The organism is Streptomyces sp. NPDC044063 (genome assembly GCF_056434285.1).
This window is the reverse complement of the sequence record NZ_JBWKFM010000019.1, coordinates 52,362-77,993: the sequence shown is the minus strand read 5'-3', so window position 1 is coordinate 77,993 and position 25,632 is coordinate 52,362. Positions and strand designations below refer to the sequence as shown.

The following is a 25,632-nucleotide window of genomic DNA, read 5'->3' as shown; positions in this document are numbered from 1 at the left end:
ATGCCGCAGCTCCCCGCGCCCGACTATCCCCCGGACGTCCGGGCCCGGTTGGAGGAGGACGCCCGGGAGGTGATCGCCCGCTACCCCGACAGCCGCAGCGCCCTGCTGCCGCTGCTGCACCTGGTGCAGTCCGAGGAGGGCCACGTCAGCCGCACCGGCATCCGCCTGTGCGCCGAACTCCTCGGCCTCACCACGGCCGAGGTCACGGCCGTCGCGACCTTCTACACCATGTACCGCCGCAAGCCCGGCGGTGACTACCAGGTCGGGGTGTGCACCAACACCCTGTGCGCGGTGCTCGGCGGCGACGCCATCCTCGACGCGCTCGAGCGCCACCTCGGCGTCGGCCACGGCGGGACCACCGAGGACGGCAAGGTCACCCTCGAACACATCGAGTGCAACGCCGCCTGCGACTTCGCCCCCGTGGTGATGGTCAACTGGGAGTTCTTCGACAACCAGACCGTCGAGAGCGCCACCCGCCTCGTCGACGACCTCCGCGCCGGCCGCGCCGTCGAACCCACCCGCGGCGCGCCCCTGTGCACGTACAAGGAGACGGCCCGCATCCTGGCCGGCTTCCCCGACGCCCGGCCCGGCGCCGTCGAGGCGAGCGGCGGTGCCGGACCCGCCTCGCTGGCCGGGCTGCGGCTGGCCCGGGGCGAGACCGGACCGGCCCGGGTCGGCCCGCCGCGCGGCGAGCCCCCGCAGGGCGAGCGCCCGCCCGGCCACCCCAGCTCCCACGACGCGCCGCAGCAGACATCCGCCTCGGACCCCGACCACCCCGCGGGACCGGTCACCGAGGAGGGGGAGGGATGACCGTGGCACCCGAGATCTTCGAGACCAGCCCCGAGAAGCTCCTCGCGCCCGTCCTCAGCGCCTTCTGGGACGAACCCCGCTCCTGGACGCTGGAGACCTATCTGCGGCACGAGGGCTACGAGGGCGCGCGCAAGGCCCTCGCGATGGCCCCCGACGAGGTCATCGCCTACGTCAAGGACTCGGGACTGCGCGGCCGCGGCGGCGCCGGCTTCCCGACCGGCATGAAGTGGCAGTTCATCCCGCAGGGCGACGGCAAGCCGCACTACCTCGTGGTCAACGCCGACGAGTCCGAGCCCGGCACCTGCAAGGACATCCCGCTCCTCTTCGCCAACCCCCACTCCCTCATCGAGGGCATGGTGATCGCCTGCTACGCGATCCGGTCCACCCGCGCCTTCATCTATCTGCGCGGCGAGACCGTGCCCGTGCTGCGCCGGCTGCACGAGGCCGTGCGCGAGGCGTACGCGGCGGGCTACCTCGGCCGGAACGTCCTGGGCAGCGGCGTCGACCTGGACGTCACGGTGCACGCGGGCGCCGGCGCCTACATCTGCGGCGAGGAGACCGCCCTCCTCGACTCCCTGGAGGGCCGCCGCGGCCAGCCCCGGCTGCGGCCCCCCTTCCCGGCCGTCGCGGGCCTGTACGCCTGCCCGACCGTGGTGAACAACGTCGAGTCCATCGCCTCGGTCCCGGCGATCCTCAACCGCGGTAAGGAATGGTTCCGTTCGATGGGCAGCGAGAAGTCCCCGGGCTTCACGCTCTACTCCCTCAGCGGGCACGTCGCCAACCCCGGCCAGTACGAGGCGCCGCTGGGCATCACGCTCGGCCAGCTGCTGGGCATGAGCGGCGGCATGCGCCCCGGCCACCGGCTCAAGTTCTGGACGCCCGGCGGCTCCTCGACCCCGCTGCTCACCGACGAGCACCTCGACGTCCCGCTCGACTACGAGGCCGTCGGCGCGGCGGGCTCGATGCTGGGCACCAAGGCGTTGCAGTGCTTCGACGAGACCACCTGCGTGGTGCGGGCGGTGACGCGCTGGACCGAGTTCTACGCCCACGAGTCCTGCGGCAAGTGCACGCCCTGCCGCGAAGGAACCTACTGGCTGGTGCAGTTGCTGCGCGACATCGAGGCGGGCCGGGGCCGCATGAGCGACCTCGACAAGCTCGCCGACATCGCCGACAACATCAACGGCAAGTCCTTCTGCGCCCTGGGCGACGGTGCCGCGAGCCCCATCTTCTCCTCGCTGAAGTACTTCCGCGCGGAGTACGAGCAGCACGTCAAGGGCCGGGGCTGCCCCTTCGACCCGGCGAAGTCCACCGTCTGGGCCGACGACCCCGACAACCACCGGCACTCTCCCGTGGGGGTGAACGCATGACCGTCACCACACCCGCCCCCTCCGGCGGCGGAGGCGGCTCCCCCGCCGTGCCGCCGGAGGACCTGGTGTCCGTCACCATCGACGGCGTCCAGATCTCCGTCCCCAAGGGGACGCTGGTCATCCGGGCCGCCGAGCTGCTCGGCATCGAGATCCCGCGCTTCTGCGACCACCCGCTGCTGGACCCGGCCGGGGCCTGCCGTCAGTGCATCGTCGAGGTCGAGGGCCAGCGCAAGCCGATGGCCTCCTGCACGATCACCTGCACCGACGGGATGGTCGTACGGACCCAGCTCACCTCGCCCGTCGCCGAGAAGGCCCAGCGGGGTGTGATGGAGCTGCTGCTCATCAACCACCCGCTCGACTGCCCCGTCTGCGACAAGGGCGGCGAGTGCCCGCTGCAGAACCAGGCGATGTCCGCCGGCCAGGCCGACTCCCGGTTCGAGGGCCGCAAGCGCACGTACCTGAAGCCGCTGCCCATCTCCTCGCAGATCCTGCTGGACCGCGAGCGGTGCGTGCTGTGCGCGCGCTGCACCCGCTTCTCCGACGAGATCGCCGGCGACCCGATGATCGACCTGCTGGAGCGGGGCGCGCTGGAGCAGGTGGGCACGGGCGAGGGCGAGCCCTTCCGGTCGTACTTCTCCGGCAACACGATCCAGATCTGCCCGGTGGGCGCCCTGACCTCGGCGGCGTACCGCTTCCGGGCCCGCCCGTTCGACCTGGTGTCCTCGCCCTCGGTGTGCGAGCACTGCGCGGGCGGCTGCGCGACGCGTACGGACCACCGGCGCGGCAAGGTGATGCGCCGGCTGGCGGCCGAGGACCCCGAGGTCAACGAGGAGTGGCTGTGCGACAAGGGGCGCTTCGCGTTCCGCTACGCGCAGCGGCCCGAGCGGTTGCAGACCCCGCTGGTGCGGGGCGAGGACGGCACGCTGGCGCCGGCCGGCTGGCCCGAGGCCCTGGACGTGGCGGCCCGCGGGCTGGCGGCGGCCCGGGGCCGGGCCGGGGTGCTGCCGGGCGGCCGGCTGACGGTGGAGGACGCCTACGCCTACGCCAAGTTCGCGCGGGTGGCGCTCGGCACCCACGACGTCGACTTCCGGGCCCGGACGCACAGCGGTGAGGAGGCCGACTTCCTGGCGGCCCACGTCGCCGGGCGCGGCCGCGACCTGGACGGCACGGGCGTGACGTACACGTCGCTGGAACAGGCGCCGGCCGTGCTGCTGGTGGGCCTGGAGGCGGAGGAGGAGGCGCCCGGCGTCTTCCTGCGGCTGCGCAAGGCCTGGCGCAAGCGCGGGCAGCGCACGTTCGCGCTGGCCACCCACCTCACCCCGGGGCTGCGGAAGGCCGGCGGCACGCTGCTGCCCGCGGCACCCGGCACCGAGACCGAGTGGCTGCGGGCCCTCACGTCCTCCTCCGGGCTGGACCGGGACGGCCGGGCGGCCGCCGAGGCGCTGCGCGCTCCCGGCGCGGTGCTCGTCGTGGGCGAGCGGCTGGCGGGTGTGCCGGGCGCGCTGACGGCCGCCGTGGCGGTCGCCGGGGCCACCGGTGCCGCGCTGGTGTGGATCCCGCGCCGGGCCGGCGAGCGCGGCGCGCTGGAGGCGGGCGCCCTGCCCGGCCTGCTGCCGGGCGGCCGGCCGGCGACCGACCCCCGGGCGCGGGAGGAGACGGCGGCGGCCTGGGGCCTCGCGGAGCTGCCGCGCGGCTCCGGCCGCGACACCGGGCAGATCCTCCGCGCCGCTGCCACGGGCGAGCTGGGTGCCCTGGTCGTGGGCGGTGTGGAGGTCGCGGACCTGCCCGAGCCGGCGCTGGCGCGCGAGGCGCTGGACGCGGTCGGGTTCCTGGTCAGCCTGGAGCAGCGGCCGAGCGAGGTGTCGGACCGGGCGGACGTGGTGCTGCCGGTCGCGGCCGTCGTGGAGAAGGAGGGCACCTTCCTCGACTGGGAGGGCCGGGCCCGGCCGTTCGCGGTGGCGATCAAACCCGATCAGCAGCCGCGGCGGTATCCGCCGCTGCCGGACGGGCGGGTGCTGCACATGCTGGCCGACGCCCTGGGCGCGGACCTCGGCCTGCCCGACGCGCGGGCCGCGCGCGCGGAGCTGGCCTCTCTGGGCACCTGGTCCGGGGAGCGGGCGGCGGGGCCGGACGAGCCGGCCCGGCCGCTGCCCCGCCCGGAGCGGGGCGAGGCGGTGCTCGCCGGGCACCGGCTGCTGCTCGACCGGGGCCGGCTGCAGGAGGGCGACGACGCCCTGGCCGGCACCCGGCACGAGGCGGTCGCCCGGCTGTCGGCGGCGACGGCCGCCGAGGCGGGCGTGGCCGACGGCGGGACGCTGCTGGTGACCGGCCCGGCCGGGGCGGTGCGGCTGCCGCTGCGGATCACGGCCATGCCGGACCGGGTGGTGTGGCTGCCGCTGAACTCCACGGGCGGCGGCGTCGCCTCCGACACCGGCGCGGTGCCGGGTGAGCTCGTACGGATCGGCGCGGACGCCGGGGAGAGCGCCGGAGCCGCGGGACGGGAGGCGCTGTCGTGAGCCCCGCGCTGAGTCAACTCGCCGTGGAGGACCTGTCGGTGTTCGGCAGGGACCCGTGGTGGCTGGTGGTCGTCAAGGCCGTCTTCTGCTTCGCGTTCCTGATGCTGACGGTGCTGTTCTCCATCGTCTGGGAGCGCAAGGTCGTCGCCTGGATGCAGCTGCGCATCGGCCCCAACCGGCACGGCCCGTGGGGCATGCTGCAGTCGCTGGCCGACGGCATCAAGCTGATGCTCAAGGAGGACGTGATCGTCCGCCGCGCCGACAAGGTCGTCTACGTCCTGGCGCCGGTCGTCGCCGCGATCCCGGCCTTCATGGCGATCGCGGTGATCCCCTTCGGCCCGTCCGGCGACGAGGTCTCGATCTTCGGGCACCGCACCACGATGCAGCTGACCGACCTGCCGATCGCGGTCCTGTACATCCTCGCGGTCGCCTCGGTCGGGATCTACGGCATCGTGCTGGCCGGCTGGTCGTCGGGCTCGACGTACCCGCTGCTGGGCGGCCTGCGTTCGTGCGCGCAGATGATCTCCTACGAGATCGCGATGGGCGCGGCCTTCGCTTCGGTCTTCCTCTACTCCGGGTCCATGTCGACGTCGGTGATCGTCGAGCAGCAGCACGACCGCTGGTACGTCCTGCTGCTGCCGGTGTCGTTCCTGATCTACATCGCGACGATGGTGGGGGAGACCAACCGGGCCCCCTTCGACATGCCGGAGTCCGAGGGCGATCTGGTCGGCGGCTTCAACACCGAGTACTCGTCCATCAAGTTCGCGATGTTCATGCTCGCCGAGTACGTGAACATGGTGACCGTCTCGGCGGTGGCGACGACGCTCTTCCTGGGCGGCTGGCGGGCCCCGTACCCGGTGTCCGCGTTCTGGGAGGGCGCGAACCACGGCTGGTGGCCGATGCTGTGGTTCGTCATCAAGGTGCAGCTGCTGCTGTTCTTCTTCATCTGGCTGCGCGGCACGCTGCCGCGGGTGCGCTACGACCAGCTGATGAAGCTGGGCTGGAAGGTGCTCATCCCGGTCTCGCTGGTCTGGCTGATGCTGGTGGCGACCGTCCGGGCGCTGCGGAACGAGAACTACGGGTTCCAGGACATCGTGCTGTACGTCGGCGGCGCCGTCCTCGTGATCCTGCTGCTGTCGCTGCTCGCCGACCTGTTCCGGGGCCGGGGCCGGGACGGCGAGGGGGCGGGGGAGCCGGCGGAGGGCCCGCCGGCCGCGTTCGACCCGATGGCGGGCGGCTTCCCCGTGCCGCCGCTGCCCGGCCAGAGCCTGCCGCCCGCGCCCCGGCGCCGGCCCCGGCGGGACCGGGAGCTCATCGCCAGCGGCGGCGCGGACACTCCGAACGACCGTAAGGAGGCTGACGGTGTCTGACGTCCAGAACCCGGTGGCCGGCTTCGGCGTGACCTTCAAGGCCATGTTCAAGAAGCGGCTGACCGAGCAGTACCCCGAGGAGAAGAAGCACACGGCGCCCCGCTTCCACGGCCGCCACCAGCTCAACCGGCACCCGGACGGGCTGGAGAAGTGCATCGGCTGCGAGCTGTGCGCCTGGGCCTGCCCGGCGGACGCCATCTATGTCGAGGGCGCGGACAACACCGACGAGGAGCGCTACTCCCCGGGCGAGCGGTACGGCCGCGTCTACCAGATCAACTACCTGCGCTGCATCCTGTGCGGCCTGTGCGTCGAGGCCTGCCCGACCCGGGCCCTGACGATGACGAACGAGTACGAACTGGCCGACGCCAGCCGCGAGTCGCTCATCTATACGAAGGAGCAGCTGCTGGCGGGGCTGGAGGACCGCATGGTCGACACCCCCCACGCCATCTACCCCGGCATGACGGAGAAGGACTACTACCGCGGCCTGGTGACGGAGGCGGCGCCGGGCACCGAGCGCCAAGTGGCCGTGTCCAAGGGCGAGAAGCCCGCCGGTGAAGGGGTCGAGGCGTGAGCGCCGGGCTGGCCGCCGCCGGGACGACGTCGACCGGCGAGGCGGTCCAGTTCTGGGTGCTGGCGGTCGTCGCCGTCGCGGGCGCTCTGGGCGCGGTGCTGATGCGCAAGGCCGTCCACAGCGCCCTGTCGCTCGCCGGGACGATGATCGTCCTGGCGGTGTTCTACCTGGCCAACGGCGCCTACTTCCTGGGCGTCGTGCAGATCGTGGTCTACACGGGCGCGATCATGATGCTGTTCCTCTTCGTGGTGATGCTGGTGGGCGTCACGGCCGCGGACTCGCTCAAGGAGACGATCCGGGGCCAGCGGCTGCTGGCCGGGCTGTGCGCGCTGGGCTTCGGCATCCTGCTCGCGGCCGGCATCGCCAACGCCTCGCTCCACGACTTCACCGGCCTGGGCCAGGCCAACGCCGGCGGGAACGTCCAGGGGCTGGCCGCGCTGATCTTCACCAAGTACGTCTTCGCGTTCGAGATCACCGGCGCCCTGCTGATCACCGCGGCGGTCGGCGCGATGGTGCTCACCCACCGCGAGCGCACCCGGCGGGCCGCCACCCAGCGCGAGCGCTCCGAGGCGCGGGTGCGCGGCGGCAAGCAGGTCCCGCCGCTGCCGGCTCCCGGCGTCTACGCCCGGCACAACGCCGTCGACGTCCCCGGTCTGCTGCCCGACGGCACGCCCGCCGACCTGTCCGTCAACAGGACGCTGAAGGACCGGGGCCAGATCCGCGACGTGTCGGGCCAGGCCCTGGAGGACCTGGCGGCGCTGGAGCAGCGCTCCCGGACGTGGCTGGCGAGGAACAACGAGGACCGTTCCGAGGAGCGTGCCCAGTGAACCCGGTCAACTACCTCTACCTGGCGGCCCTGTTGTTCACCATCGGCGCCACCGGTGTGCTCATCCGGCGGAACGCGATCGTCATCTTCATGTGCGTCGAGCTGATGCTGAACGCCTGCAACCTGGCCTTCGTCACCTTCTCCCGGCTGCACGGCAATCTCGACGGCCAGATCATCGCGTTCTTCACGATGGTCGTGGCCGCGGCCGAGGTCGTGATCGGCCTGGCCATCATCGTGACGATCTTCCGCTCCCGCCACTCGGCCTCGGTCGACGACGCCAGCCTGCTGAAGCTGTAAGGGGACACCACGGTGGACAACCTCATCGGATTCCTCGTCCTCGTGCCCCTGCTGGGCGCGGGCGTGCTGCTGTGCGGCGGGCGGCGGCTCGACCGCTCCGGGCACTGGATCGGCACCCTGCTCGCGGCCCTGTCCTTCGTCATCGCGGTGGTGCTCTTCGCCGACATGCTCGGCCGGCCCGGCGACGACCGCGAGCTGGGCGCGACCGTCTTCAGCTGGGTGCCCGTCGGCGGCTTCCGCGCCGATGTCGGCTTCCAGCTCGACCAGTTGTCGATGACCTTCGTGCTGCTGATCACCGGCGTGGGCTCGCTGATCCACCTCTACTCGGTCGGCTACATGGCGCACGACGAGCGGCGGCGGCGCTTCTTCGGCTATCTGAACCTCTTCCTCGCGGCGATGCTCCTGCTGGTCCTCGCCGACAACTACCTGCTGCTGTACGTGGGATGGGAGGGCGTCGGCCTGGCGTCGTACCTGCTCATCGGGTTCTGGCAGCACAAGCCGAGCGCCGCCACGGCGGCCAAGAAGGCCTTCCTCGTCAACCGCGTCGGCGACATGGGGCTGTCCATCGCCATCATGCTGATGTTCACCACCTTCGGCACCTTCGCCTTCGGGCCGGTGCTGGAGAACGCCGACCGGGCGGGCGAGGGCACGCTGACCGCCATCGGGCTGTTGCTGCTGCTGGCCGCCTGCGGCAAGTCGGCCCAGGTGCCGCTGCAGAGCTGGCTCGGCGACGCCATGGAGGGCCCCACGCCGGTCTCCGCGCTCATCCACGCGGCGACGATGGTGACCGCCGGCGTCTATCTGATCACCCGCTCGGGCGCGATCTTCGACGCCGCCCCCGACGCGCAGACGGCGGTCGTCACGGTGGGCGCGGTCACGCTCCTCTTCGGTGCGATCGTCGGTTGCGCGAAGGACGACATCAAGAAGGCCCTGGCGGGTTCGACGATGTCCCAGATCGGCTACATGATCCTCGCGGCCGGCCTGGGGCCGGTCGGCTACGTCTTCGCGATCATGCACCTGGTCACCCACGGCTTCTTCAAGGCCGGGCTGTTCCTCGGCGCCGGTTCGGTGATGCACGGGATGAACGACGAGGTGGACATGCGGCGTTACGGCGGACTGCGCCGGTACATGCCGGTCACCTTCGTGACGTTCGGACTGGGCTACCTCGCGATCATCGGCTTCCCGGGGCTGTCCGGCTTCTTCTCCAAGGACAAGATCATCGAGGCGGCCTTCGCCAAGGGCGGCACCGAGGGCTGGATCCTGGGCGGCGCCGCGCTGCTGGGCGCGGCCATCACCGCGTACTACATGACCCGGGTGATGCTGCTGACCTTCTTCGGCGAGAAGCGCTGGCAGCCCGACGCGAACGGGGAGCTCCCGCACCCCCACGAGGCGCCGCGCACCATGACCATCCCCATGATCGTGCTCGCCTTCGGATCGGTCTTCGCCGGCGGGCTGTTCAGCGTCAACGACGCCTTCCTGAACTGGCTGGAGCCCGTCACCGGCCACGCCGAGGGCCACTCGCCGGTCACCGCCGCGCAGGTCACGGCGGCCACCATGGTCGTGCTCGTGGTGGGCGCCGCGCTCGCCTGGGCGCAGTACGGGCGGCGTCCCGTGCCGGTCACCGCGCCCCCCGGCGGGCTGCTCGTCCGGGCCGCCCGGCGCGACCTGCTGCAGGACGACTTCAACCACGTCGTGCTGGTCCGCGGCGGCGAGCACCTCACCCGCAGCCTCGTCTACGTCGACCACACCCTGGTCGACGGCGTCGTCAACGGCACCGCCGCCTCCATCGGCGGCCTGTCGGGCCGGGCGCGCAGGCTGCAGAACGGCTTCGCGCGGTCGTACGCGGTCTCGATGTTCGGCGGTGCGGCGGTGCTCATCGCCGCGACCCTGCTGATGAGGGCGGTCTAGTCATGTCATTTCCCCTGCTGACGGCCACGGCCGTGCTGCCCGCGGTGGGCGCGGTCGCCACGGCCGCCGTCCCCGCCGCGCGCCGCACGGCCGCCAAGTGGCTGGCCCTGGGTTTCTCGCTCGCCACCCTGCTGCTCGCGGCGGCGCAGCTGGTGCGCTTCGACCCGGACGCGAAGGGCCCGTTCCAGCTCACCGAATCGCACGCCTGGATCAAGGACTTCGGGGTCCGCTACGAGCTGGGCGTGGACGGCATCGCGGTGGTGCTCGTCGCGCTCACCGCGCTGCTGGTGCCCTTCGTGATCCTGGCGGGCTGGCACGACGCCGACCCGCTCGAGACCAAGTCGTCGCGCTGGCGGCCCACTCAGGGCTTCTTCGCCCTGATCCTGATGGTCGAGGCGATGGTGGTGATCGCCTTCGAGGCCACCGACGTCTTCGTCTTCTACATCTTCTTCGAAGCCATGCTCATCCCGATGTACTTCCTCATCGGCGGCTTCGGCGACCGGGCGGGGGAGCGCACGGAGGCGGAGTCGGCGGCCCAACGCAGCTACGCCGCCGTGAAGTTCCTGCTCTACAACCTCGTCGGCGGTCTGATCATGCTGGCCGCCGTCATCGGCCTCTACGCGGTCACCGCCCACCAGCTGGGCCACGGCACCTTCTCCCTGACGGAGATCCTCCAGGCCCGGGCCGACGGCCGGCTGGAGTTCGCGACCGTCACCGAACGGGCCCTGTTCCTCGGCTTCTTCTTCGCCTTCGCGGTCAAGGCGCCGCTGTGGCCGCTGCACACCTGGCTGCCCAACGCCATGGGCGAGGCCACGGCCCCCGTCGCCGTACTGATCACCGCGGTGGTCGACAAGGTCGGCACGTTCGCCATGCTGCGCTTCTGCCTCCAGCTCTTCCCGGAGGCGTCCGCCTGGGCGACGCCGGCGATCCTGGTGCTGTCGCTGATCAGCATCCTCTACGGCGCGCTGCTGGCCGTCGGGCAGCGCGACATCAAGCGACTGATCGCCTACGCCTCGATCTCCCACTTCGGCTTCATCATCCTGGGGATCTTCGCGATGACCACCCAGGGCCAGGGCGGAGCCACGCTCTACATGGTCAACCACGGGATCTCCACGGCCGCGCTGATGCTGGTGGCGGGCTTCCTGATCTCCCGGCGCGGGTCGCGGCTGATCGCCGACTACGGCGGGGTGCAGAAGGTCGCGCCGGTGCTGGCGGGCACGTTCCTCGTCGGCGGTCTGGCCACGCTCTCGCTGCCGGGGCTGGCGCCCTTCGTCTCCGAATTCCTGGTCCTGGTCGGCACGTTCAGCCGCTACCCGGTGGCCGGCGCGGTGGCCACCCTGGGCATCGTGCTCGCCGCGCTCTACGTCCTGGTGCTCTACCAGCGGACGATGACCGGGCCGGTGGCCGAGCCCGTGCGGGGGATGCCGGACCTGCGGGCGCGCGAGCTGGTCGTCGTGGCGCCGCTGATCGTGCTGCTGCTGGTGCTGGGCGTCTACCCCAAGCCGGTCACCCGGATCGTCGAGCCGGCCGTCGAGCACACCATGTCCCAGGTGCACCGGGGGGACCCCCGGCCCGACGTCCGCGTGAACGATGTGGAGGCCGCGAAGTGAGCCACGCAGAAACTGTCCACAGCCTGTGGACACTGGCGGCGCCGGGCGAGCCGCCGGTCCGGATCCCCTCGCCCCACATCGAGTACGCCCAGCTCTCGCCGACCCTGATCGTGTTCGGCGCCGCCCTGCTGGGCGTCCTCGTCGAGGCCTTCCTGCCGCGCCGGGCCCGCCATCCGGCCCAGCTGGGGCTGACCGTGGTCGGCCTGGCCGCCGCCTTCGCCGCGGTGATCGCGCTGGCGGCGGGCGGCCACGCCTCGGACAAGGCGCGGGTGGCCGCGATGGGCGCGGTCGCGGTGGACGGCCCGGCGCTGTTCCTCCAGGGCACCGTGCTGCTGGTGGCGCTGGTCGCGGTGTTCACGTTCGCCGAGCGCCGCCTGGAGCCCGTGGCGCACGGCCGGCCGGTGGACTCCTTCGCCGCGCAGGCCTCGGCCGTGCCGGGCGGCGCGGCGGAGCGCGAGGCGGTGACGGCGGGCATGACGACCACCGAGGTCTTCCCGCTGCTGCTGTTCGCGGTGGGCGGGATGCTCGTCTTCCCCGCGGCGAACGACCTGCTGACGCTCTTCGTCGCCCTGGAGGTGTTCTCGCTGCCGCTGTACGTGCTGTGCGCGCTCGCCCGCCGCCAGCGGCTGCTGTCGCAGGAGTCGGCGGTCAAGTACTTCCTGCTGGGCGCCTTCTCCTCGGCGTTCCTGCTGTTCGGGGTGGCGCTGCTGTACGGCTACGCGGGCACGGTCACGTACTCCGGCATCGCGGACGTCGTCGGCGGCACCACGCGCACGGTGGAGCCGGCGCTGGCGTCGACGACCGGCAACGACGCGCTGCTGCTGGTCGGTGGCGCGATGGTGCTGATGGGGCTGCTGTTCAAGGTCGGCGCGGTGCCGTTCCACATGTGGACGCCCGACGTCTACCAGGGCGCCCCCACCCCGGTGACGGGCTTCATGGCGGCCGCGACCAAGGTCGCCGCGTTCGGCGCCCTGCTGCGGCTGCTGTACGTGGTGCTGCCGGGCCTGCGCTGGGACTGGCGGCCGGTGATGTGGGGCGTCGCGATCGTCACGATGCTGGCGGGCGCGGTGCTGGCCGTGACGCAGACCGATGTGAAGCGGCTGCTGGCCTACTCCTCCATCGCCCACGCCGGGTTCATCCTCGCCGGTGTGGTCGCCGCGACGCCCGACGGCGTCTCGTCGGTGCTCTTCTACCTGGCCGCGTACTCCTTCGTCACCCTCGGCGCCTTCGCCGTGGTGACGCTGGTGCGCGACGCGGGCGGCGAGGCGACGCACCTGTCGAAGTGGGCCGGGCTGGGCCGGCGTTCGCCGCTGGTCGCGGCCGTGTTCGCGGTGTTCCTGCTGGCCTTCGCGGGCATCCCGCTGACGAGCGGCTTCGCGGGGAAGTTCGCCGTCTTCACGGCGGCGGCGCGGGGCGGTGCCGCGCCGCTGGTCGTCGTGGGCGTGGTGTCCTCGGCGATCGCCGCGTTCTTCTACATCCGGGTGATCGTGCTGATGTTCTTCAGCGAGCCGAAGGCGGAGGGGCCCACGGTGTCGGTGCCCAGCCCGCTGACGTCGACGGTCATCGCGGTGGGAGTGGTGGTGACGCTGGTGCTCGGTGTGGCGCCGCAGTACTTCCTCGATCTGGCGGGCCAGGCGGGGACGTTCGTGCGCTGAGCCCGCGCCGCGTCCGCGGCCCCGTACGCCGCTGCCCGGCGCCCCGTGGAAGGGGCGGCCGGGCAGCGGCGTACGGCCCTCAGGGGTTCAGCTGCCCGGCTTGGCGGGGAGGCCGGGGATGCCGACGCCGGCGGGCTTGCCGTCCGCGCTCATGGCCTTGCTGTACTTCTCCTCCTTGCCGGAGGCCCAGGCCACCGTGAAGGACTTGCCGTCGAAGTCCTTGATGGTGCCCGTGGTGAAGTCCTTGGCGCCGTCCTGGCAGTGCTTGACGTTGATGGTGACCGGCTGGGCGTTGTCGACGAGCTCACCGGTGCAGGTGGACTTGCCGCTGATCGCCACGATCTTCTCGACGAAGGTGAGGACGACGACGCTCTTGTCGGCGAGCTTGCCGCCGTTGGACCAGCCGCCCGCGAGGTCGGCGGCGGCGACCCGCTTGGCCGGGGCCTGCTCGGCGGGCTTGTCCTTCGGGGCCTCGGCCGGCTTCGAGGCGGGGGCCGTGGCCCCGGTCTCCTTGGCGTCCTTGTCGCCGCCGCCGCTGCTGCCGCAACCCGTCATCAGCACAGCGGCGAAGATCGCCGCCCCCGTGATCTGTACTGCCTTGCGCACGTGCGCTCTCTCCTTTGTCATGGCCCTGGCCCTCGGGGGCCCGGGCCCGACAAGCTAGCAGCACCGCGCCGGCTCAATCGCCTCCGCCGCCGCAGCCGCCTCCGCAGCCGCTGCCGCAGCCGTGGCCGCCCCCGCAGCCGCCACCGCCGCCGCCCCCACTGCTCGAACCGCTGTTCGCCGAGTCCTGGCGGATGTTCCGGTACACCGCCCAGGAGATCCAGCCGTCGTCCATGAGGCGGCGCATCGGCTTGCGGTCGCGCCGGCCGCCCCAGCCCGGGTAGAGCGCCGAGTCGACGCCGATCGCCGCCACCAGCGCGGCCAGCGCCCGGTCGCGCGGGGTGGGGAAGCCCGCCTTGCGGGCGCCCTCGAAGCGCTGCCGGGCCGGCCCGGTCAGGTCGTCGGACCCCACGGGGTAGCGCAGGGACCGGTCGACGGCGAAGCGGTCGGGCGCCTTGGCGTTCAGCGCCCGGCGCTCGATCAGCCCCGTGATCCAGGGCTCCTCCATGTAGTGGGCCGCGGACCGGATCCACTGGCGGGTCTTCGGGCCCTGGCCGCCGGGGGCCGGCAGGCTCGACAGCGGCCAGGCGAGCAGCCGGTTCTCCGGCGGCGCCGCGGCGCCGGCCGTGACCGGCCGGTCGTGCTCCCGGGTTATGTGCCCGCTCAGTTCGAGCTCGGCCAGGACCGCCCCGGCCAGGCCGTACGCCAGTGGCCGGTCGCCGCACAGCCGTCTGCCGGTCTCCGGGTGGTGGGCGAGGAGGATCAGCTCCTCCGGCAGCGGCAGGCCGGAGGCGTGCACGGCGCTCACGCGCCCGGCGGCGCGGTGCGCGCCGGGGTGATCCGGCCGGTGACCTCGCCGAGGCCGACGCGCGCGCCGCCCGGGCCGGGGGCCCACGCGGTCAGCGTGACCTCGTCGCCGTCGGCCAGGTACGGGCCCTTGCCGCGCGTCAGCTCCAGCAGGCAGCCCAGCTGGTCGGGCTCGGGGCCGCTGACCGTGCCGGAGGCGTAGAGGTCGCCGGTGCGCAGGGAGGCGCCGTTGACGGTCATGTGGGCCAGCTGCTGGGCGGCCGTCCAGTACATGGCGGAGAACGGCGGCCGGGAGAGGGTCTCGCCGTTGAGGGTCACCTCGATGCGCAGGTCGATGCCGCCGGGCTCGGCGGCGGAGTCGTCGAGGTAGGGAAGCAGCGGGTGGGTGCGCGCCGGCGGCTCCGTACGGGCCTCGTCGAAGGCGTCCAGCGGGGTGATCCAGGCCGAGACGGAGGTGGCGAAGGACTTGCCGAGGAACGGGCCGAGCGGCACGTACTCCCAGGCCTGGAGGTCGCGCGCCGACCAGTCGTTGACCAGGCAGACGCCGAACACGTGCTCGCGGAAGTCGCCGAGGGCGACCGGGGTGGCGGTGGGCGCCGGGGTGCCGACGACGAAGCCGACCTCGGCCTCGATGTCCAGGCGCCGGGACGGCCCGAAGGTGGGGAGCTCCTCGTCGGGGGCCTTGCGCTGGCCCTGGGGGCGCACGACGTCCGTGCCGGAGACCACCACGGTGCCCGCGCGCCCGTGGTAGCCGATGGGCAGGTGCTTCCAGTTGGGCGTGAGGGCCTCGCCGTTCGGGCGGAAGATGCGGCCCGCGTTGGTGGCGTGGTGTTCGCTCGCGTAGAAGTCGACGTAGTCGGCGACCTCGAACGGCAGGTGGAGGGACACCTGGTCGAGCGGATGGAAGTACGGTCCGTCCAGCCAGGTGCGCACCTCGGCCCGTACCGCCCGCCACACCGGCCGGCCCGCGGCCATCAGCGGGTTGAGGGTGGGCTCCGCCAGTAGGTGGGCGTAAGCGGAACCGCGGTCGGCGGCGGCAGCCGCAGCGTCGAGGACGTGCGCGCCGTAGCGGACGCCGATCCGGGGGCGGTCGGGCGCGTCGGGGGTGGTGAACACGCCGTAGGGGAGCGTCTCCGGGCCGAAGGGGTCGCCTTCTGCCAGGTCACGGGGGTGGTGCTGGGGCATGGAACGCTGCCTCGCCTTCGTCCTGGACGGTTCGTCAGCCGGGGCCCCGGTGGGCCGGTGCTCACATTACGTGCCGGTGGCGGCCGGGCAAGAGGTGCAGGACAGGTGTCCGACCGCTGGCTAAAGGGAGGGCAATGTCCGGTAACTCCTTGCTGGAGGTGTCGATTCCGAAGTAGCGTCCTAAGTCGGGTCACACACAGTGGGGGGCCGCTGAGGCTGGGTGGCCGAGGGGGGTGCTGGTGGCGAGCAGGAGCGCGCCGGTGGCGGCGGACCGTTCCGTACCCGGGTTGATTCTGAAGATCGGCGACTATCCGCTCCATCACGGCGGGGTCGGCGCGATCCGCAGTCTCGGCCGGCTGGGCGTCCCGATGTACGCCGTCACCGAGGACAGATGGACCCCCGCCGCCGTCTCCCGCTATCTGCGCTCCGGCTTCGTCTGGCCGACCACGGGCACGGAGCGCCCCGAGGAGCTGGTGGCCGGCCTGCTGCGGATAGGCCGGCGGATCGGCCGGCCGGCCGTGCTGATCCCCACCGACGAGGAGGCGGCGGTGCTCATCGCCGAGCACGCCGAGGAGCTGGCCGGCTCCTTCCTCTTCCCTCCCGTGGAGCGCGGGCTGCCGCGCCGGCTGGCCAGCAAGCAGGGGCTGCACGAGCTGTGCGTGGAGCACGGCGTGCCCTCCCCGGCGACGCTGTTCCCGGCGTCGTACGAGGAGATCGAGAAGTACGCCTCGGTGGCCGCCTTCCCGGTGGTCGCCAAGAACCGCGAGGCGTTCGAGCGGCGCCGGCACCCCGCCGTGCACGGCACCACGCGCATCGGCGGGCCGCGCGAGCTGCTGGCGCTGGCCCGGCAGTGGGGGCCCACGCCCGGGGTGATCCTTCAGGAGTATCTGCCGCGCGAGGAGGCGGAGGACTGGATCGTCCACGCCTACTTCGACGCCGAGAGCACCCCGCTGGCGATGTTCACCGGCGTCAAGGTGCGCTCCTGGCCGCCGCACGCCGGTATGACCGCCAACGCCTACATCGTCGACAACCCCGAACTGGCGGCCATGGCCGCGCAGTTCATCAAGCAGATCGGCTTCAGCGGGATCATCGACCTGGACTGGCGCTTCGACCGCCGGGACGGGCGGTACAAGCTCCTCGACTTCAACCCCCGCATGGGCGCCCAGTTCCGGATGTTCGAGAACGAGGCGGGCATCGACGTCGTCCGCGCCCAGCACCTCGACCTCACCGGGCGGGCGGTGCCCGAGGGCGAGCAGCTCACGGGCCGCCGCTTCGTCGTGGAGAACATCGACCTGCCCGCCTTCGCCGCCTACCGCCGCAGCGGCTACACCACCCCCCACGCGCCCGCCCGCGCCAACGGCACCGAGCTGGCCTGGGCCGCGCGCGACGACATGAAGCCCTTCTTCACCATGCTCGCCCGGTTCGTACGGCCGGGCGCGCGTCATCTGTGGCAGCTGTGGCGTTCCCGGCGCCGCTCCGCCGCCGTCTCCGAGTGACCGAACGACACCACGTGCGCAACGTGCCCGGCAGCAACGCCCTGGGAGGGGACTCGTGACACTGCCCGTAGCCGTGATCGGGGCCGGCCCGTACGGCCTGTCGACCGCAGCCCATCTGAAAGCGCGCGCCGTGCCGACGCGCGTGTTCGGCTCGCCGATGGTGAGCTGGCGCGAACACATGCCCGCCGGGATGCTGCTGAAATCCACCCCCTCCGCCTCGAACATCGACGCCCCGCAGCCGGGCCACACCCTCTTCGACTACTGCCAGGACGTGGGCGAGCGGCGCTTCGAGTCGGACTGGGACGTCATCCCCGTCGAGACCTTCGCCGGCTACGGGCTGTGGTTCCAGCAGCGGCTGGTGCCGCAGCTGGAGCACGAGCGCGTGGTCTCGGTGGAACGGCGCGACTCCGGCGGCGGCTTCGAGCTGAAGCTCGACTCGGGCGAGCAGTTCGCCGCCCGCGCGGTGGTCGTGGCCACCGGCCTGAGCGGGCTGGCCCAGCTGCCGCCCGAACTGTCCTCCGCCGTGCCGGCCGGGCCCTCGCCCACCGGGCCCGTCTCGCACAGCTCGCAACACCGCGACCTGTCGGTCTTCGCCGGCCGTGAGGTGGCCGTCGTCGGCGCCGGCCAGTCGGCCCTGGAGAGCGCGGTGCTGCTGGCCGAGGCCGGCGCGTCGGTACGGGTCGTCGCCCGCCGTCGGGGGGCCGTACGGTTCGGCGCCGCGCCGGACGGGCAGCCGGCGCTCAAGCCCGACACCCCGTTCGGGCGGGCCTGGTCGCTCTACGCGTTCTCGTACCACGCCGACGGCTTCCGCCACCTGCCCGCGCCCGCCCGCCGCTATCTGGTGCGCCGGGTGCTCGGGCCGCTGGGCGCGTGGTGGCTGCGCGAGCGGTTCGTCGGCCGGGTGCGGGTCACCGAGGGCAAGCGGATCGTCCGCGCCAGGGTGGAATCCGGGCGCCCCGTGCTGACGCTGACGGGTGAGGGGGAGGGCGCCCCCGAGAGCGAGCTGCGCGCCGACCACGTCATCGCGGCGACCGGCTACCGGGTGGACGTGGCCGCGCTGGACTTCCTCGGCCCCGGGCTGCGCACCCGCCTCGCGGTGGCCGCGGGCGGGCCGCGGCTGGGCGCGGGCTACCGCTCGTCGGTGCCGGGACTGTTCTTCACCGGGCTGCCGGCGGCCGCGAGTTTCGGCCCGGTGATGCGGTTCGTCTGCGGCACGGAATATGCCTCTCCGCGGCTGGCACGGGCGGTGGGACAGGGATAGACCGGGCATTTCACCTGACGCCGGGCGGGCTGACTCTTCAGCCCGCCCGGCGTTTGACGGCCCGGACGCGCCACGGGGAGGCCGGCGACGGGTGCCTGAAGGGGACGGCGCCCACGGTGATCGACAGCCGACCGGATACGCTGACTTTTGGTGAAGACAGCGACACATCGACAATCCCCGTGTCCGCAGGCAGACAGGAGTAACCCTCGTGACCGTCGTCGGGCCTTTTGGGCTGAGCGTGCGGGACCAGGCTCTTGAAGCCGATGTCCAGGCCGGGTTGGCCGCTGTCGAGGAGGGCCTCCTCGAGGCCACCAAGAGCGGCGTGCCCTTCATCACCGAGGCCGCCCAGCACCTGGTCCAGGCCGGAGGCAAGCGGTTCCGCCCGCTGCTCGTCGCGCTCGCCGCGCAGTTCGGCGACCCGTACGCCCCGGGCGTGGTGCCCTCGGCGGTCGTGGTCGAGCTCACCCACCTGGCCACGCTCTACCACGACGACGTGATGGACGAGGCCGACGTGCGCCGCGGCGTGCCCAGCGCCAACGCCCGCTGGGGCAACTCGCTGGCGGTCCTCACGGGTGACTTCCTCTTCGCCCGCGCCTCGCACATACTGGCCGACCTCGGACCGGAGGCCGTGCGCATCCAGGCCGAGGCGTTCGAACGACTGGTCACCGGCCAGATCCTGGAGACCGCGGGCCCGCGCGACGGCCGCGACCCCGTCGAGCACTACCTCGACGTCATCTCCGGCAAGACCGGCTCGCTGATCGCGGTCGCCGGCCGCTTCGGCGCGATGATGTCGGGCGCGGACGAGCGGGTCGTGGAGATCCTCACCCACTACGGTGAGCGCCTCGGCGTCGCCTTCCAGCTCGCCGACGACGTCCTCGACATCGCCAGCGACTCCCACGAGTCCGGCAAGACCCCCGGCACCGACCTGCGCGAGGGCATCCCCACCCTGCCGGTGCTCCATCTGCGGGCCCGCGCCGCCGCCGGCGGCGACCCCGCCGACCGCGAGCTGTGCGACCTGCTCGACGGCGACCTCACCGACGACGCCCGGCACGCCGAGGTGCTGCGCCGGCTGCGCGCGCACCCCGCCCTGGAGCAGGCCCGCCGCGACACCGTCCGCTACGCCCAGGAGGCCCGCGCCACGCTGGCCCCGCTGCCGGAGTGCCCGGCCAAGGCGGCGCTGGAGGAGCTCTGCGACCTCGTGGTGCACCGCGCCGGCTGACCCCGGCTCCGCCGGCCCGGCCGCTCGGGGCCGGGCACGCGGGCGGTGCGCCGCGCGGTTCGACTTTCGGCGGGGGCGCCCCTACGGGGCGTCATACCGAAGGCGTACGGAGACGTGATCCCGTCGGCTGACGACTTTCCGTGGTCGTTTTGATGGAATCGAAAGCGTCGTCCTCAGGGGAATCCCCCTGACTCCGGCGCCTCCACCGAGCGGTCGGGCCACAATGCCTAGGTGTGGGCGAGTGCAGGACGCGACAGACCGCCGCCGACGACGGAGGTAGAGCACATGGCACGAATCCAACCCACCCGCAGGGCCGTCCGCTACGCGGTGCCGGTCGCGGTGGCGGGCGTCGCGGCCGCGACGATCGGACTCACATCGGCGTTCGCCGGCACCGGCGACCCGGACCTTCCCACGATCAGCGCGCAGGACCTCATAGCCAAGGTGGCCGCCTCCGACACCCAGCGGATATCGGGCACGGTCAGGGTCACCACCGACCTGGGCCTGCCCTCGCTGCCGGGCGGCGCCTCCTTCGGCGGGGGCGCGGGCGCCGGCAAGGGCGGCCACGACGGTGCCAAGGGCGGCTCGGCCCCCTCCCCGGAGGCCAAGCTCACCGAGCTCCTCTCCGGCACCCACATGCTGCGCGTCGCCGCCGACGGCCCCGACAAGCAGCGCCTGTCGGTCATCGAGAACGCCGCCGAGTACACCGTCGTGCGCAACGGCGACCAGCTCTGGGCGTACGACAGCGCGAGCAACACCGTCCACCACTCCAAGGCCCCCGCGGGGCAGGAGGCCAAGGGCCACGGGAAGGGCCGGGAGCTGCCGAAGGGCGCCGGCACCGCCACGCCGCAGGAGCTGGCGAAGAAGGCCCTCGACGCGGCCGGTGACACCACGGCCGTCACCGTCGACGGCACGGCCCGGGTGGCCGGCCGCGACGCCTACCAGCTGGTGATCAAGCCCCGGCAGAGCGAGTCGACCGTCGGCTCCGTCCGGATCGCGGTGGACGCGAAGACCGGTGTGCCGCTGAAGTTCACCCTCGCCGCGAAGAGCGGCGGCAAGGCCGTCGTCGACGCCGGCTTCACCCGGGTCGACTTCGGCAAGCCCGCCGCGGACACCTTCTCCTTCACCCCGCCCAAGGGCGCCAAGGTGACCGAGGACGACGGCAAGGGCGCCGGCAAGGACGCGGGCCGCGACCACAAGGGCGCGCTGCCCGAGGCGCTGGGCCTGCCGGGTCTCGCCGGTGACACCTCGAAGGCCGAGGTCACCGGCACGGGCTGGGCGTCCATCGCCCGCATCCCGGTGGGCAAGGAGGCCGGCGGCGTCGTCTCCGGCAAGGCGAGGAGCGGCGGCAAGCACGGCGGCGGGAACGCCGACGCCGAGGCGCTGCTGGACGGCTTCGGCAGCAAGGTCTCGGGCGGCTTCGGCACCGGCCGGGTCTTCAGCACGAAGATCGTCAACGCCCTGGTCACCGAGGACGGCACGGTCTACGCCGGCGCGGTCTCCAAGGACGCGCTGATCAAGGCCGCCGAGGCGAAGAAGTAGCAGCCGCGGGGGCGGCACCCGCCCGCCCCCGGGCCGCACCGCGAGAGGAGACACCGTGGAGAGCCGGTCCAGGCCGGAGGAGGGGCCCGGCGCCACGGACGGGGACCCCGTGGTCGAGACCCGTGGGCTGACCAAGCGCTTCGGCGCCCGGCCCGCCGTCGACGGGCTCGACCTCGTCGTGCCGCGCGGCAGCGTCTTCGGCTTCCTCGGGCCCAACGGCTCCGGCAAGACGACCACCATCCGGATGCTCATGGGGCTCATCGAGCCCACCGCCGGGACGGCCCGGGTGCTCGGCGAGGAGATGCCGCGCGGCGGCCGGCGGGTGCTGCCCAGGGTGGGCGCCCTGATCGAGGGGCCCGCCCTCTACGGCTTCCTGTCCGGCCGCGACAACCTCGTGCGGTTCGACTCCGCCGACCCCATGGCCGACCCCCGCACCCGGGCGGCCCGGGTCTCCCACGCCCTGGAGCGGGTGGGGCTCGCGGCCGCCGCCGGCAAGAAGGCCCGCGCGTACTCGCTCGGCATGAAGCAGCGCCTCGGCCTGGCCGCGGCCCTGCTCCAGCCGCGCGAGCTGCTGGTGCTGGACGAGCCGACCAACGGCCTCGACCCGCAGGGCATGCGCGAGATCCGTACGCTGGTGCGCTCGCTGGCCGCCGAGGGCACCACCGTCTTCCTCTCCTCCCACCTCCTCGACGAGATCGAGCAGGTCTGTACCCATGTCGCCGTCATGTCCCGGGGCCGGCTCCTCACCCAGGGGACGGTCGGCGAGCTGGCCTCCTCCACCCGGGGCCGGCTGGCGGTCACCACCCCCGACACGGCGGAGGCCGTACGGGTCCTCAAGGAGCACGGAGTGAACGACCTCGCGGTCCTCGACGACCGGGTCACCGGAGAGCCGCCGGCCGGCCCGTCGGTGGAGCTCGCCGACCTCAACGCCGCGCTCGTCCGGGCGGGCGTGCGCGTCCGCGCCTTCGGCACCGAACGCGCCTCGCTGGAGGACGCGTTCGTGGCGCTCACCGGGGAGGGCTTCGATGTCGCGGGCTGAGCCGCCGGTCGCGCATGCCACGGCCGCGGCCCGCGGGTGGGGGCTCTCACTGTTCCGCAGCGAGGTGACCACGACCTTCCGCCGGTGGCGCACCCTCGCGCTGCTGGGCGTCCTCGCGGCCGTCCCGGTCCTGATCGGCGTCGCGGTGAAGATCGAGACGGGTGACGGCGACGGCCCCCACGGCGGTGCCGGGCCGGCCTTCGTCAACCAGGTCACCAACAACGGCCTCTTCCTGGTCTTCGCCGCGCTCGCCGCGACCCTGCCGTTCTTCCTGCCGATGGCGATCGGCGTGATCGCGGGCGACGCCGTCGCCGGCGAGGCGGGCGCGGGCACCCTGCGCTATCTGCTGGTCGCCCCCGCCGGGCGGACGCGACTGCTGCTCGCCAAGTACGCGTCGACGATCGCCTTCTGCTTCGCCGCGACCCTGGTGGTCGCCGTCTCGGCGCTGGCGGTGGGGGCGCTGCTCTTCCCGCTGGGCGAGGTCACGCTGATCAGCGGTACGACCATCGGGTTCGGCGAGGGGCTGCTGAGGGCGCTGGCGATCGCCGGGGTGGTGGCGCTGTCGCTGGTCGGTGTGGCCGCGCTGGGTCTGTTCGTCTCGACGCTCACCAACAGCGGCGTCGCGGCCATGGCCACCACGGTCGGGCTGCTCATCACCGTCCAGATCCTCGATCAGTTCCCGCAGCTGGCCGCCATCCAGCCGTATCTCTTCCCGCACTACTGGCTGAGCTTCGCGGACCTGCTGCGGGACCCGGTGATGTGGGACGGGATCCTGCGTGACCTGGGGCTCCAGGCGCTCTACGCGGCCGTGTTCGGCTCGGCCGCCTGGGCCCGCTTCACGGCGAAGGACATCACGGTGTGAGCGGGCACCGGGCCGTGGTGGGCCGGCCCGGCGCCCGCTCCATGGGGGGTGGAAGGTGCTGGCTCAAGGGATCACACGGTGATCACCTCCGGATCACGCGGTGACCAGGGTGACCAGGGGACCAGGGTGATCAGAAGGTGAGCTTCCAGCTGCCCAGCCGGCCCGTGTCCTGCGCGGCCACGTCCTGGACGCGCAGCTTCCAGGTCCCGTTCGCCGTCTCGGCCGAGGCGTTGACGGTGTAGGTCTCGGTGACGTCCGCGGCCGAGTCGTCGCTGGAGTTCTTCAGCCGGTACGCCTTGCCGCTCGGGCCGATCAGGTCGATCACCAGGTCGCCCCGGTAGGTGTGCCGGATGTCGACCGAGGCCTTGAGCGCGGCCGGGGCGTTGCCCGTCACGCCGGTGACGGCGATCGAGGACTCGACGGCCGAGCCCGCGTCGGGGATGTCGAGCGGCGCCGAGCTCTCGAAGACCTTGCCGGAGGGCGGGGTGGTGCCGCCACCGCCGCTCAGGGTCCAGATCGCGTGGGCGATGGCGTCGCTGTTGGTGTCCAGCGCCGTGTCGTTGATGTTCGCCGTGGTGTCGCAGGACGCGTGGTAGCAGCGGTCGAACGGCTGTCCGGCGGTGCCGCCCCACTTCGCGGCCTGGGCGGCGGTCTTGGTGTAGTCCGCGCCGCTGAAGAGGCCGCCGACGCGGATGCCCGCGTTCTTGAACGGCGCGTGGTCGGACCGGCCGTCGCCCTCGGTCTCGATCTCGGTGGGGATGTTGCGGGCGGCGTACCAGTCCTTGAAGACGCCCTCCAGCGTGGGGTCGTCGTCGTAGACGAAGTAGCCGGGGTTCGGCGAGCCGATCATGTCGAAGTTCAGATAGGCGTCGATCTTCGACCGCTCGGTGGTGGGCAGCTGGCGCACATAGTTCTGCGAGCCGACCAGGCCCAGCTCCTCGGCTCCCCACCAGGCGAACCGCAGGTGCTTGTCGGGCTTGTAGCCCTGCTTGGCGACGGTGAGGGCGACCTCGAGGATGCCGGCCGAGCCGGAGCCGTTGTCGTTGATCCCGGCGCCGCGGGAGACCGAGTCCAGATGGGCCCCGGCGAAGACGACGTGGTTGGCGTCGCCGCCCGGCCAGTCGGCTATCAGGTTGTAGCCGGTGGAGCCGCTGGAGGTGAACTGCTGGACGGTGGTGGTGAATCCGGCGGCGTCCAGCTTGCCCTTCACATAGTCGATCGAGGCCTTGTAGCCGCTGCGCCCGTGGGCGCGGTTGCCGCCGTTGGCGGTGGCTATGGACTGCAACTGGTTCAGGTGGGCCTTGACGTTGGCCACGGAGATGTCGGGCGCGGCGACGCTCCGGCCGGCGGTGGCGGCGGCGGTGGTGGGAACCGCGTGGGCCGTTGCCGGGGAGAGGCCGAGCAGGGTGGCGGCCACGGCCGCGCCGGTGGTGAGGAGCGCGCCGGCGCGGCGTGATCTTCGGTGCAGGGTTGGTCCGTTGAGTTCAGGCATGGGGGGCTCCCAACTCCATTTGACGTGGCCATGATGTTGAGGGCCCCCCGAAGTCGCGTCAAGGGCGGCTTTCGGACACCGATCACCGGTTTCCGGATATCGGGCAGGTGCTCACCCGCTGTGAGCTGTGGTTTCTGTTGCCTGAGGGGTAATTGTGTTTTCTGTGTTACCAGTTGCCACACGTTCGCGCGCCGCCTCCAGATCGGACCGGGACCGCCGGGCCGTCCGCAGCGCGTCCCATGTGAGCACCGCCAGCGCCAGCCACACCAGCGCGAAGCCCGCCCACCGCTCGGCCGGCATCGCCTCGTGGAAGACCAGCAGCCCCAGCGCGAACTGGAAGACGGGCGCGAGGTACTGGAGCATGCCCAGGACCGACAGCGGCAGCCGCACGGCCGCCGCGCCGAAGGAGATCAGCGGCACCGCGGTGATCACACCCGTGCCCAGCAGGAGCAGCAGGTGCCCGCCGCCCTCGGAGACGAACGTGGACTGCCCGCGTCCGCCCAGGAACAGCAGGACCGCGAGCGCCGGGAGGAACTGCACGGCCGTCTCCACGGCCATCGACTCCAGCCCGCCCAGCCCGACCTTCTTCTTCACCAGGCTGTACGTGCTGAAGGTGGCCGCGATCGCGAGCGCGATCCATGGCGGCTTGCCGTAGCCGACGGCCAGCACGACGACGGCGGCGAGGCCGACGCCCACCGCCACCCACTGCCCGACGCGCAGCCGCTCGCGCAGCACGATGACGCCGAGGGCGATGGTGGCGAGGGGGTTGATGAAGTAGCCCAGGGACGTCTCGACGACATGGCCGGAGTTGACGGCCCAGATGTAGACCCACCAGTTCGCCGAGATGACGACCGCGCCCAGCGCCGCCACGGCGAGCCGTCGCGGCTGCCGCAGCAGCGGGCGTATCCACCCCCAGCGCCGGGTCACGGCCAGGGCGATGGCGACGGTCACGAGGGACCACACCATGCGGTGCGCGAGGATCTCGATCGCCCCGCTCGGTTCGAGCAGCGGCCAGTACAGGGGGAACAGCCCCCAGATCCCGTAGGCGGCGACGCCGTACAGCAGCCCCGCCCGGCTCTCGGCGGACGAGCCGGATGAGCTGGATGACGGTGGTGTGGGTGGCATGCGGTTTCCCTCCCGGTTCTCGACGACGACCTGGGGGTGTCCTACGGGTCAGGCCTGATCCGGCCCGACCCGTA

The 25,632-nt window shown here is 72.6% G+C and carries 21 protein-coding genes; 16 read left to right on the top strand and 5 right to left on the bottom strand.

What is annotated here, in order from left to right; all coding sequences use genetic code 11:
* Genes nuoE through nuoN form a run of 10 tightly spaced genes read left to right on the top strand, consistent with a single transcriptional unit; the run spans position 1 to position 12,930 of the window.
* Positions 1-810, top strand: a complete 810-nt coding sequence (nuoE, locus tag AC07BS_RS22885) for an NADH-quinone oxidoreductase subunit NuoE (protein ID WP_478647315.1) — start codon at positions 1-3, stop codon at positions 808-810.
* Positions 807-2,177, top strand: a complete 1,371-nt coding sequence (gene nuoF / locus AC07BS_RS22880) for an NADH-quinone oxidoreductase subunit NuoF (RefSeq protein ID WP_478647202.1) — start codon at positions 807-809, stop codon at positions 2,175-2,177. The genes nuoE and nuoF overlap by 4 nt, the downstream gene beginning before the upstream one ends.
* Positions 2,174-4,693 carry an NADH-quinone oxidoreductase subunit G gene (locus AC07BS_RS22875; RefSeq protein WP_478934115.1) on the top strand — a complete coding sequence of 840 codons (2,520 nt, stop codon included), beginning with the start codon at positions 2,174-2,176 and terminating at the stop codon, positions 4,691-4,693. The genes nuoF and AC07BS_RS22875 overlap by 4 nt, the downstream gene beginning before the upstream one ends.
* Positions 4,690-6,063 carry an NADH-quinone oxidoreductase subunit NuoH gene (gene nuoH, locus AC07BS_RS22870; protein WP_478934113.1) on the top strand — a complete coding sequence of 458 codons (1,374 nt, stop codon included), beginning with the start codon at positions 4,690-4,692 and terminating at the stop codon, positions 6,061-6,063. The genes AC07BS_RS22875 and nuoH overlap by 4 nt, the downstream gene beginning before the upstream one ends.
* On the top strand, positions 6,056-6,634 hold the full coding sequence (gene nuoI, locus AC07BS_RS22865) for an NADH-quinone oxidoreductase subunit NuoI (RefSeq protein WP_478647198.1): 579 nt from the start codon (positions 6,056-6,058) through the stop codon (positions 6,632-6,634). Before nuoH ends, nuoI begins: the two co-directional genes overlap by 8 nt.
* Complete coding sequence (locus AC07BS_RS22860; RefSeq protein ID WP_478647196.1) at positions 6,631-7,461, top strand: NADH-quinone oxidoreductase subunit J; 831 nt, start codon at positions 6,631-6,633, stop codon at positions 7,459-7,461. The genes nuoI and AC07BS_RS22860 overlap by 4 nt, the downstream gene beginning before the upstream one ends.
* Entirely contained in the window at positions 7,458-7,757 is a 300-nt protein-coding gene (gene nuoK / locus AC07BS_RS22855) for an NADH-quinone oxidoreductase subunit NuoK (RefSeq protein ID WP_478647195.1), read from the top strand. Before AC07BS_RS22860 ends, nuoK begins: the two co-directional genes overlap by 4 nt.
* Positions 7,758-7,769: 12 nt before the next feature.
* A complete protein-coding gene (nuoL, locus tag AC07BS_RS22850; RefSeq protein WP_478934110.1) occupies positions 7,770-9,665 on the top strand; it encodes an NADH-quinone oxidoreductase subunit L in 1,896 nt (631 codons plus the stop codon).
* A 2-nt stretch (positions 9,666-9,667) separates the two neighbouring features.
* Positions 9,668-11,275 carry an NADH-quinone oxidoreductase subunit M gene (locus tag AC07BS_RS22845; RefSeq protein ID WP_478934108.1) on the top strand — a complete coding sequence of 536 codons (1,608 nt, stop codon included), beginning with the start codon at positions 9,668-9,670 and terminating at the stop codon, positions 11,273-11,275.
* On the top strand, positions 11,272-12,930 hold the full coding sequence (nuoN, locus tag AC07BS_RS22840) for an NADH-quinone oxidoreductase subunit NuoN (protein WP_478647190.1): 1,659 nt from the start codon (positions 11,272-11,274) through the stop codon (positions 12,928-12,930). Before AC07BS_RS22845 ends, nuoN begins: the two co-directional genes overlap by 4 nt.
* 87 nt (positions 12,931-13,017) lie before the next feature.
* Here the strand turns inward: nuoN and AC07BS_RS22835 are convergent, their stop codons facing one another.
* The 3 genes from AC07BS_RS22835 to AC07BS_RS22825 all read right to left on the bottom strand — a co-directional run bounded on the left by AC07BS_RS22835 (position 13,018) and on the right by AC07BS_RS22825 (position 15,525).
* Entirely contained in the window at positions 13,018-13,536 is a 519-nt protein-coding gene (locus AC07BS_RS22835) for a hypothetical protein (RefSeq protein WP_478934106.1), read from the bottom strand.
* Positions 13,537-13,609: 73 nt separating this feature from the next.
* Entirely contained in the window at positions 13,610-14,341 is a 732-nt protein-coding gene (locus tag AC07BS_RS22830; protein WP_478934104.1) for a GOLPH3/VPS74 family protein, read from the bottom strand.
* A complete protein-coding gene (locus tag AC07BS_RS22825) occupies positions 14,338-15,525 on the bottom strand; it encodes a fumarylacetoacetate hydrolase family protein (RefSeq protein ID WP_478647187.1) in 1,188 nt (395 codons plus the stop codon). The genes AC07BS_RS22830 and AC07BS_RS22825 overlap by 4 nt, the downstream gene beginning before the upstream one ends.
* 239 nt (positions 15,526-15,764) lie before the next feature.
* Here AC07BS_RS22825 and AC07BS_RS22820 point away from each other — a divergent pair, with 239 nt between their 5' ends.
* From AC07BS_RS22820 to AC07BS_RS22795, 6 genes are all read left to right on the top strand, one after another.
* Complete coding sequence (locus AC07BS_RS22820; protein WP_478647185.1) at positions 15,765-17,021, top strand: carboxylate--amine ligase; 1,257 nt, start codon at positions 15,765-15,767, stop codon at positions 17,019-17,021.
* Between the two features lie 55 nt (positions 17,022-17,076).
* The gene (locus AC07BS_RS22815) at positions 17,077-18,282 is read left to right on the top strand and encodes an NAD(P)-binding domain-containing protein (protein WP_478647184.1); all 1,206 of its coding nucleotides are present in this window, start codon (positions 17,077-17,079) and stop codon (positions 18,280-18,282) included.
* Positions 18,283-18,490: 208 nt separating this feature from the next.
* A complete protein-coding gene (locus tag AC07BS_RS22810) occupies positions 18,491-19,501 on the top strand; it encodes a polyprenyl synthetase family protein (protein ID WP_478647183.1) in 1,011 nt (336 codons plus the stop codon).
* A 285-nt stretch (positions 19,502-19,786) separates the two neighbouring features.
* On the top strand, positions 19,787-21,040 hold the full coding sequence (locus AC07BS_RS22805) for a LolA family protein (protein ID WP_478647181.1): 1,254 nt from the start codon (positions 19,787-19,789) through the stop codon (positions 21,038-21,040).
* A gap of 55 nt (positions 21,041-21,095) precedes the next feature.
* Positions 21,096-22,079 carry an ABC transporter ATP-binding protein gene (locus AC07BS_RS22800; RefSeq protein WP_478647180.1) on the top strand — a complete coding sequence of 328 codons (984 nt, stop codon included), beginning with the start codon at positions 21,096-21,098 and terminating at the stop codon, positions 22,077-22,079.
* Complete coding sequence (locus AC07BS_RS22795) at positions 22,066-22,941, top strand: ABC transporter permease (protein WP_478934100.1); 876 nt, start codon at positions 22,066-22,068, stop codon at positions 22,939-22,941. Before AC07BS_RS22800 ends, AC07BS_RS22795 begins: the two co-directional genes overlap by 14 nt.
* A 130-nt stretch (positions 22,942-23,071) precedes the next feature.
* Here the strand turns inward: AC07BS_RS22795 and AC07BS_RS22790 are convergent, their stop codons facing one another.
* Positions 23,072-24,433: a M28 family metallopeptidase gene (locus AC07BS_RS22790; RefSeq protein WP_478934098.1), complete on the bottom strand. Its 1,362-nt coding sequence runs from the start codon at positions 24,431-24,433 to the stop codon at positions 23,072-23,074.
* Between the two features lie 111 nt (positions 24,434-24,544).
* Positions 24,545-25,558: an EamA family transporter RarD gene (gene rarD, locus AC07BS_RS22785; protein ID WP_478934096.1), complete on the bottom strand. Its 1,014-nt coding sequence runs from the start codon at positions 25,556-25,558 to the stop codon at positions 24,545-24,547.
* Between the last annotated feature and the right edge of the window lie 74 nt (positions 25,559-25,632).

What these genes read in the sequence shown, in the direction of transcription:
- rarD (WP_478934096.1), bottom strand. Translation starts at nt 25,558, where the DNA reads ATGCCACCCACACCACCGTCATCCAGCTCATCCGGCTCGTCCGCCGAG.
- AC07BS_RS22805 (WP_478647181.1), top strand. Translation starts at nt 19,787, where the DNA reads ATGGCACGAATCCAACCCACCCGCAGGGCCGTCCGCTACGCGGTGCCG.
- AC07BS_RS22825 (WP_478647187.1), bottom strand. Translation starts at nt 15,525, where the DNA reads ATGCCCCAGCACCACCCCCGTGACCTGGCAGAAGGCGACCCCTTCGGC.
- AC07BS_RS22790 (WP_478934098.1), bottom strand. Translation starts at nt 24,433, where the DNA reads ATGCCTGAACTCAACGGACCAACCCTGCACCGAAGATCACGCCGCGCC.
- AC07BS_RS22875 (WP_478934115.1), top strand. Translation starts at nt 2,174, where the DNA reads ATGACCGTCACCACACCCGCCCCCTCCGGCGGCGGAGGCGGCTCCCCC.
- AC07BS_RS22795 (WP_478934100.1), top strand. Translation starts at nt 22,066, where the DNA reads ATGTCGCGGGCTGAGCCGCCGGTCGCGCATGCCACGGCCGCGGCCCGC.
- nuoE (WP_478647315.1), top strand. Translation starts at nt 1, where the DNA reads ATGCCGCAGCTCCCCGCGCCCGACTATCCCCCGGACGTCCGGGCCCGG.
- AC07BS_RS22845 (WP_478934108.1), top strand. Translation starts at nt 9,668, where the DNA reads ATGTCATTTCCCCTGCTGACGGCCACGGCCGTGCTGCCCGCGGTGGGC.
- nuoF (WP_478647202.1), top strand. Translation starts at nt 807, where the DNA reads ATGACCGTGGCACCCGAGATCTTCGAGACCAGCCCCGAGAAGCTCCTC.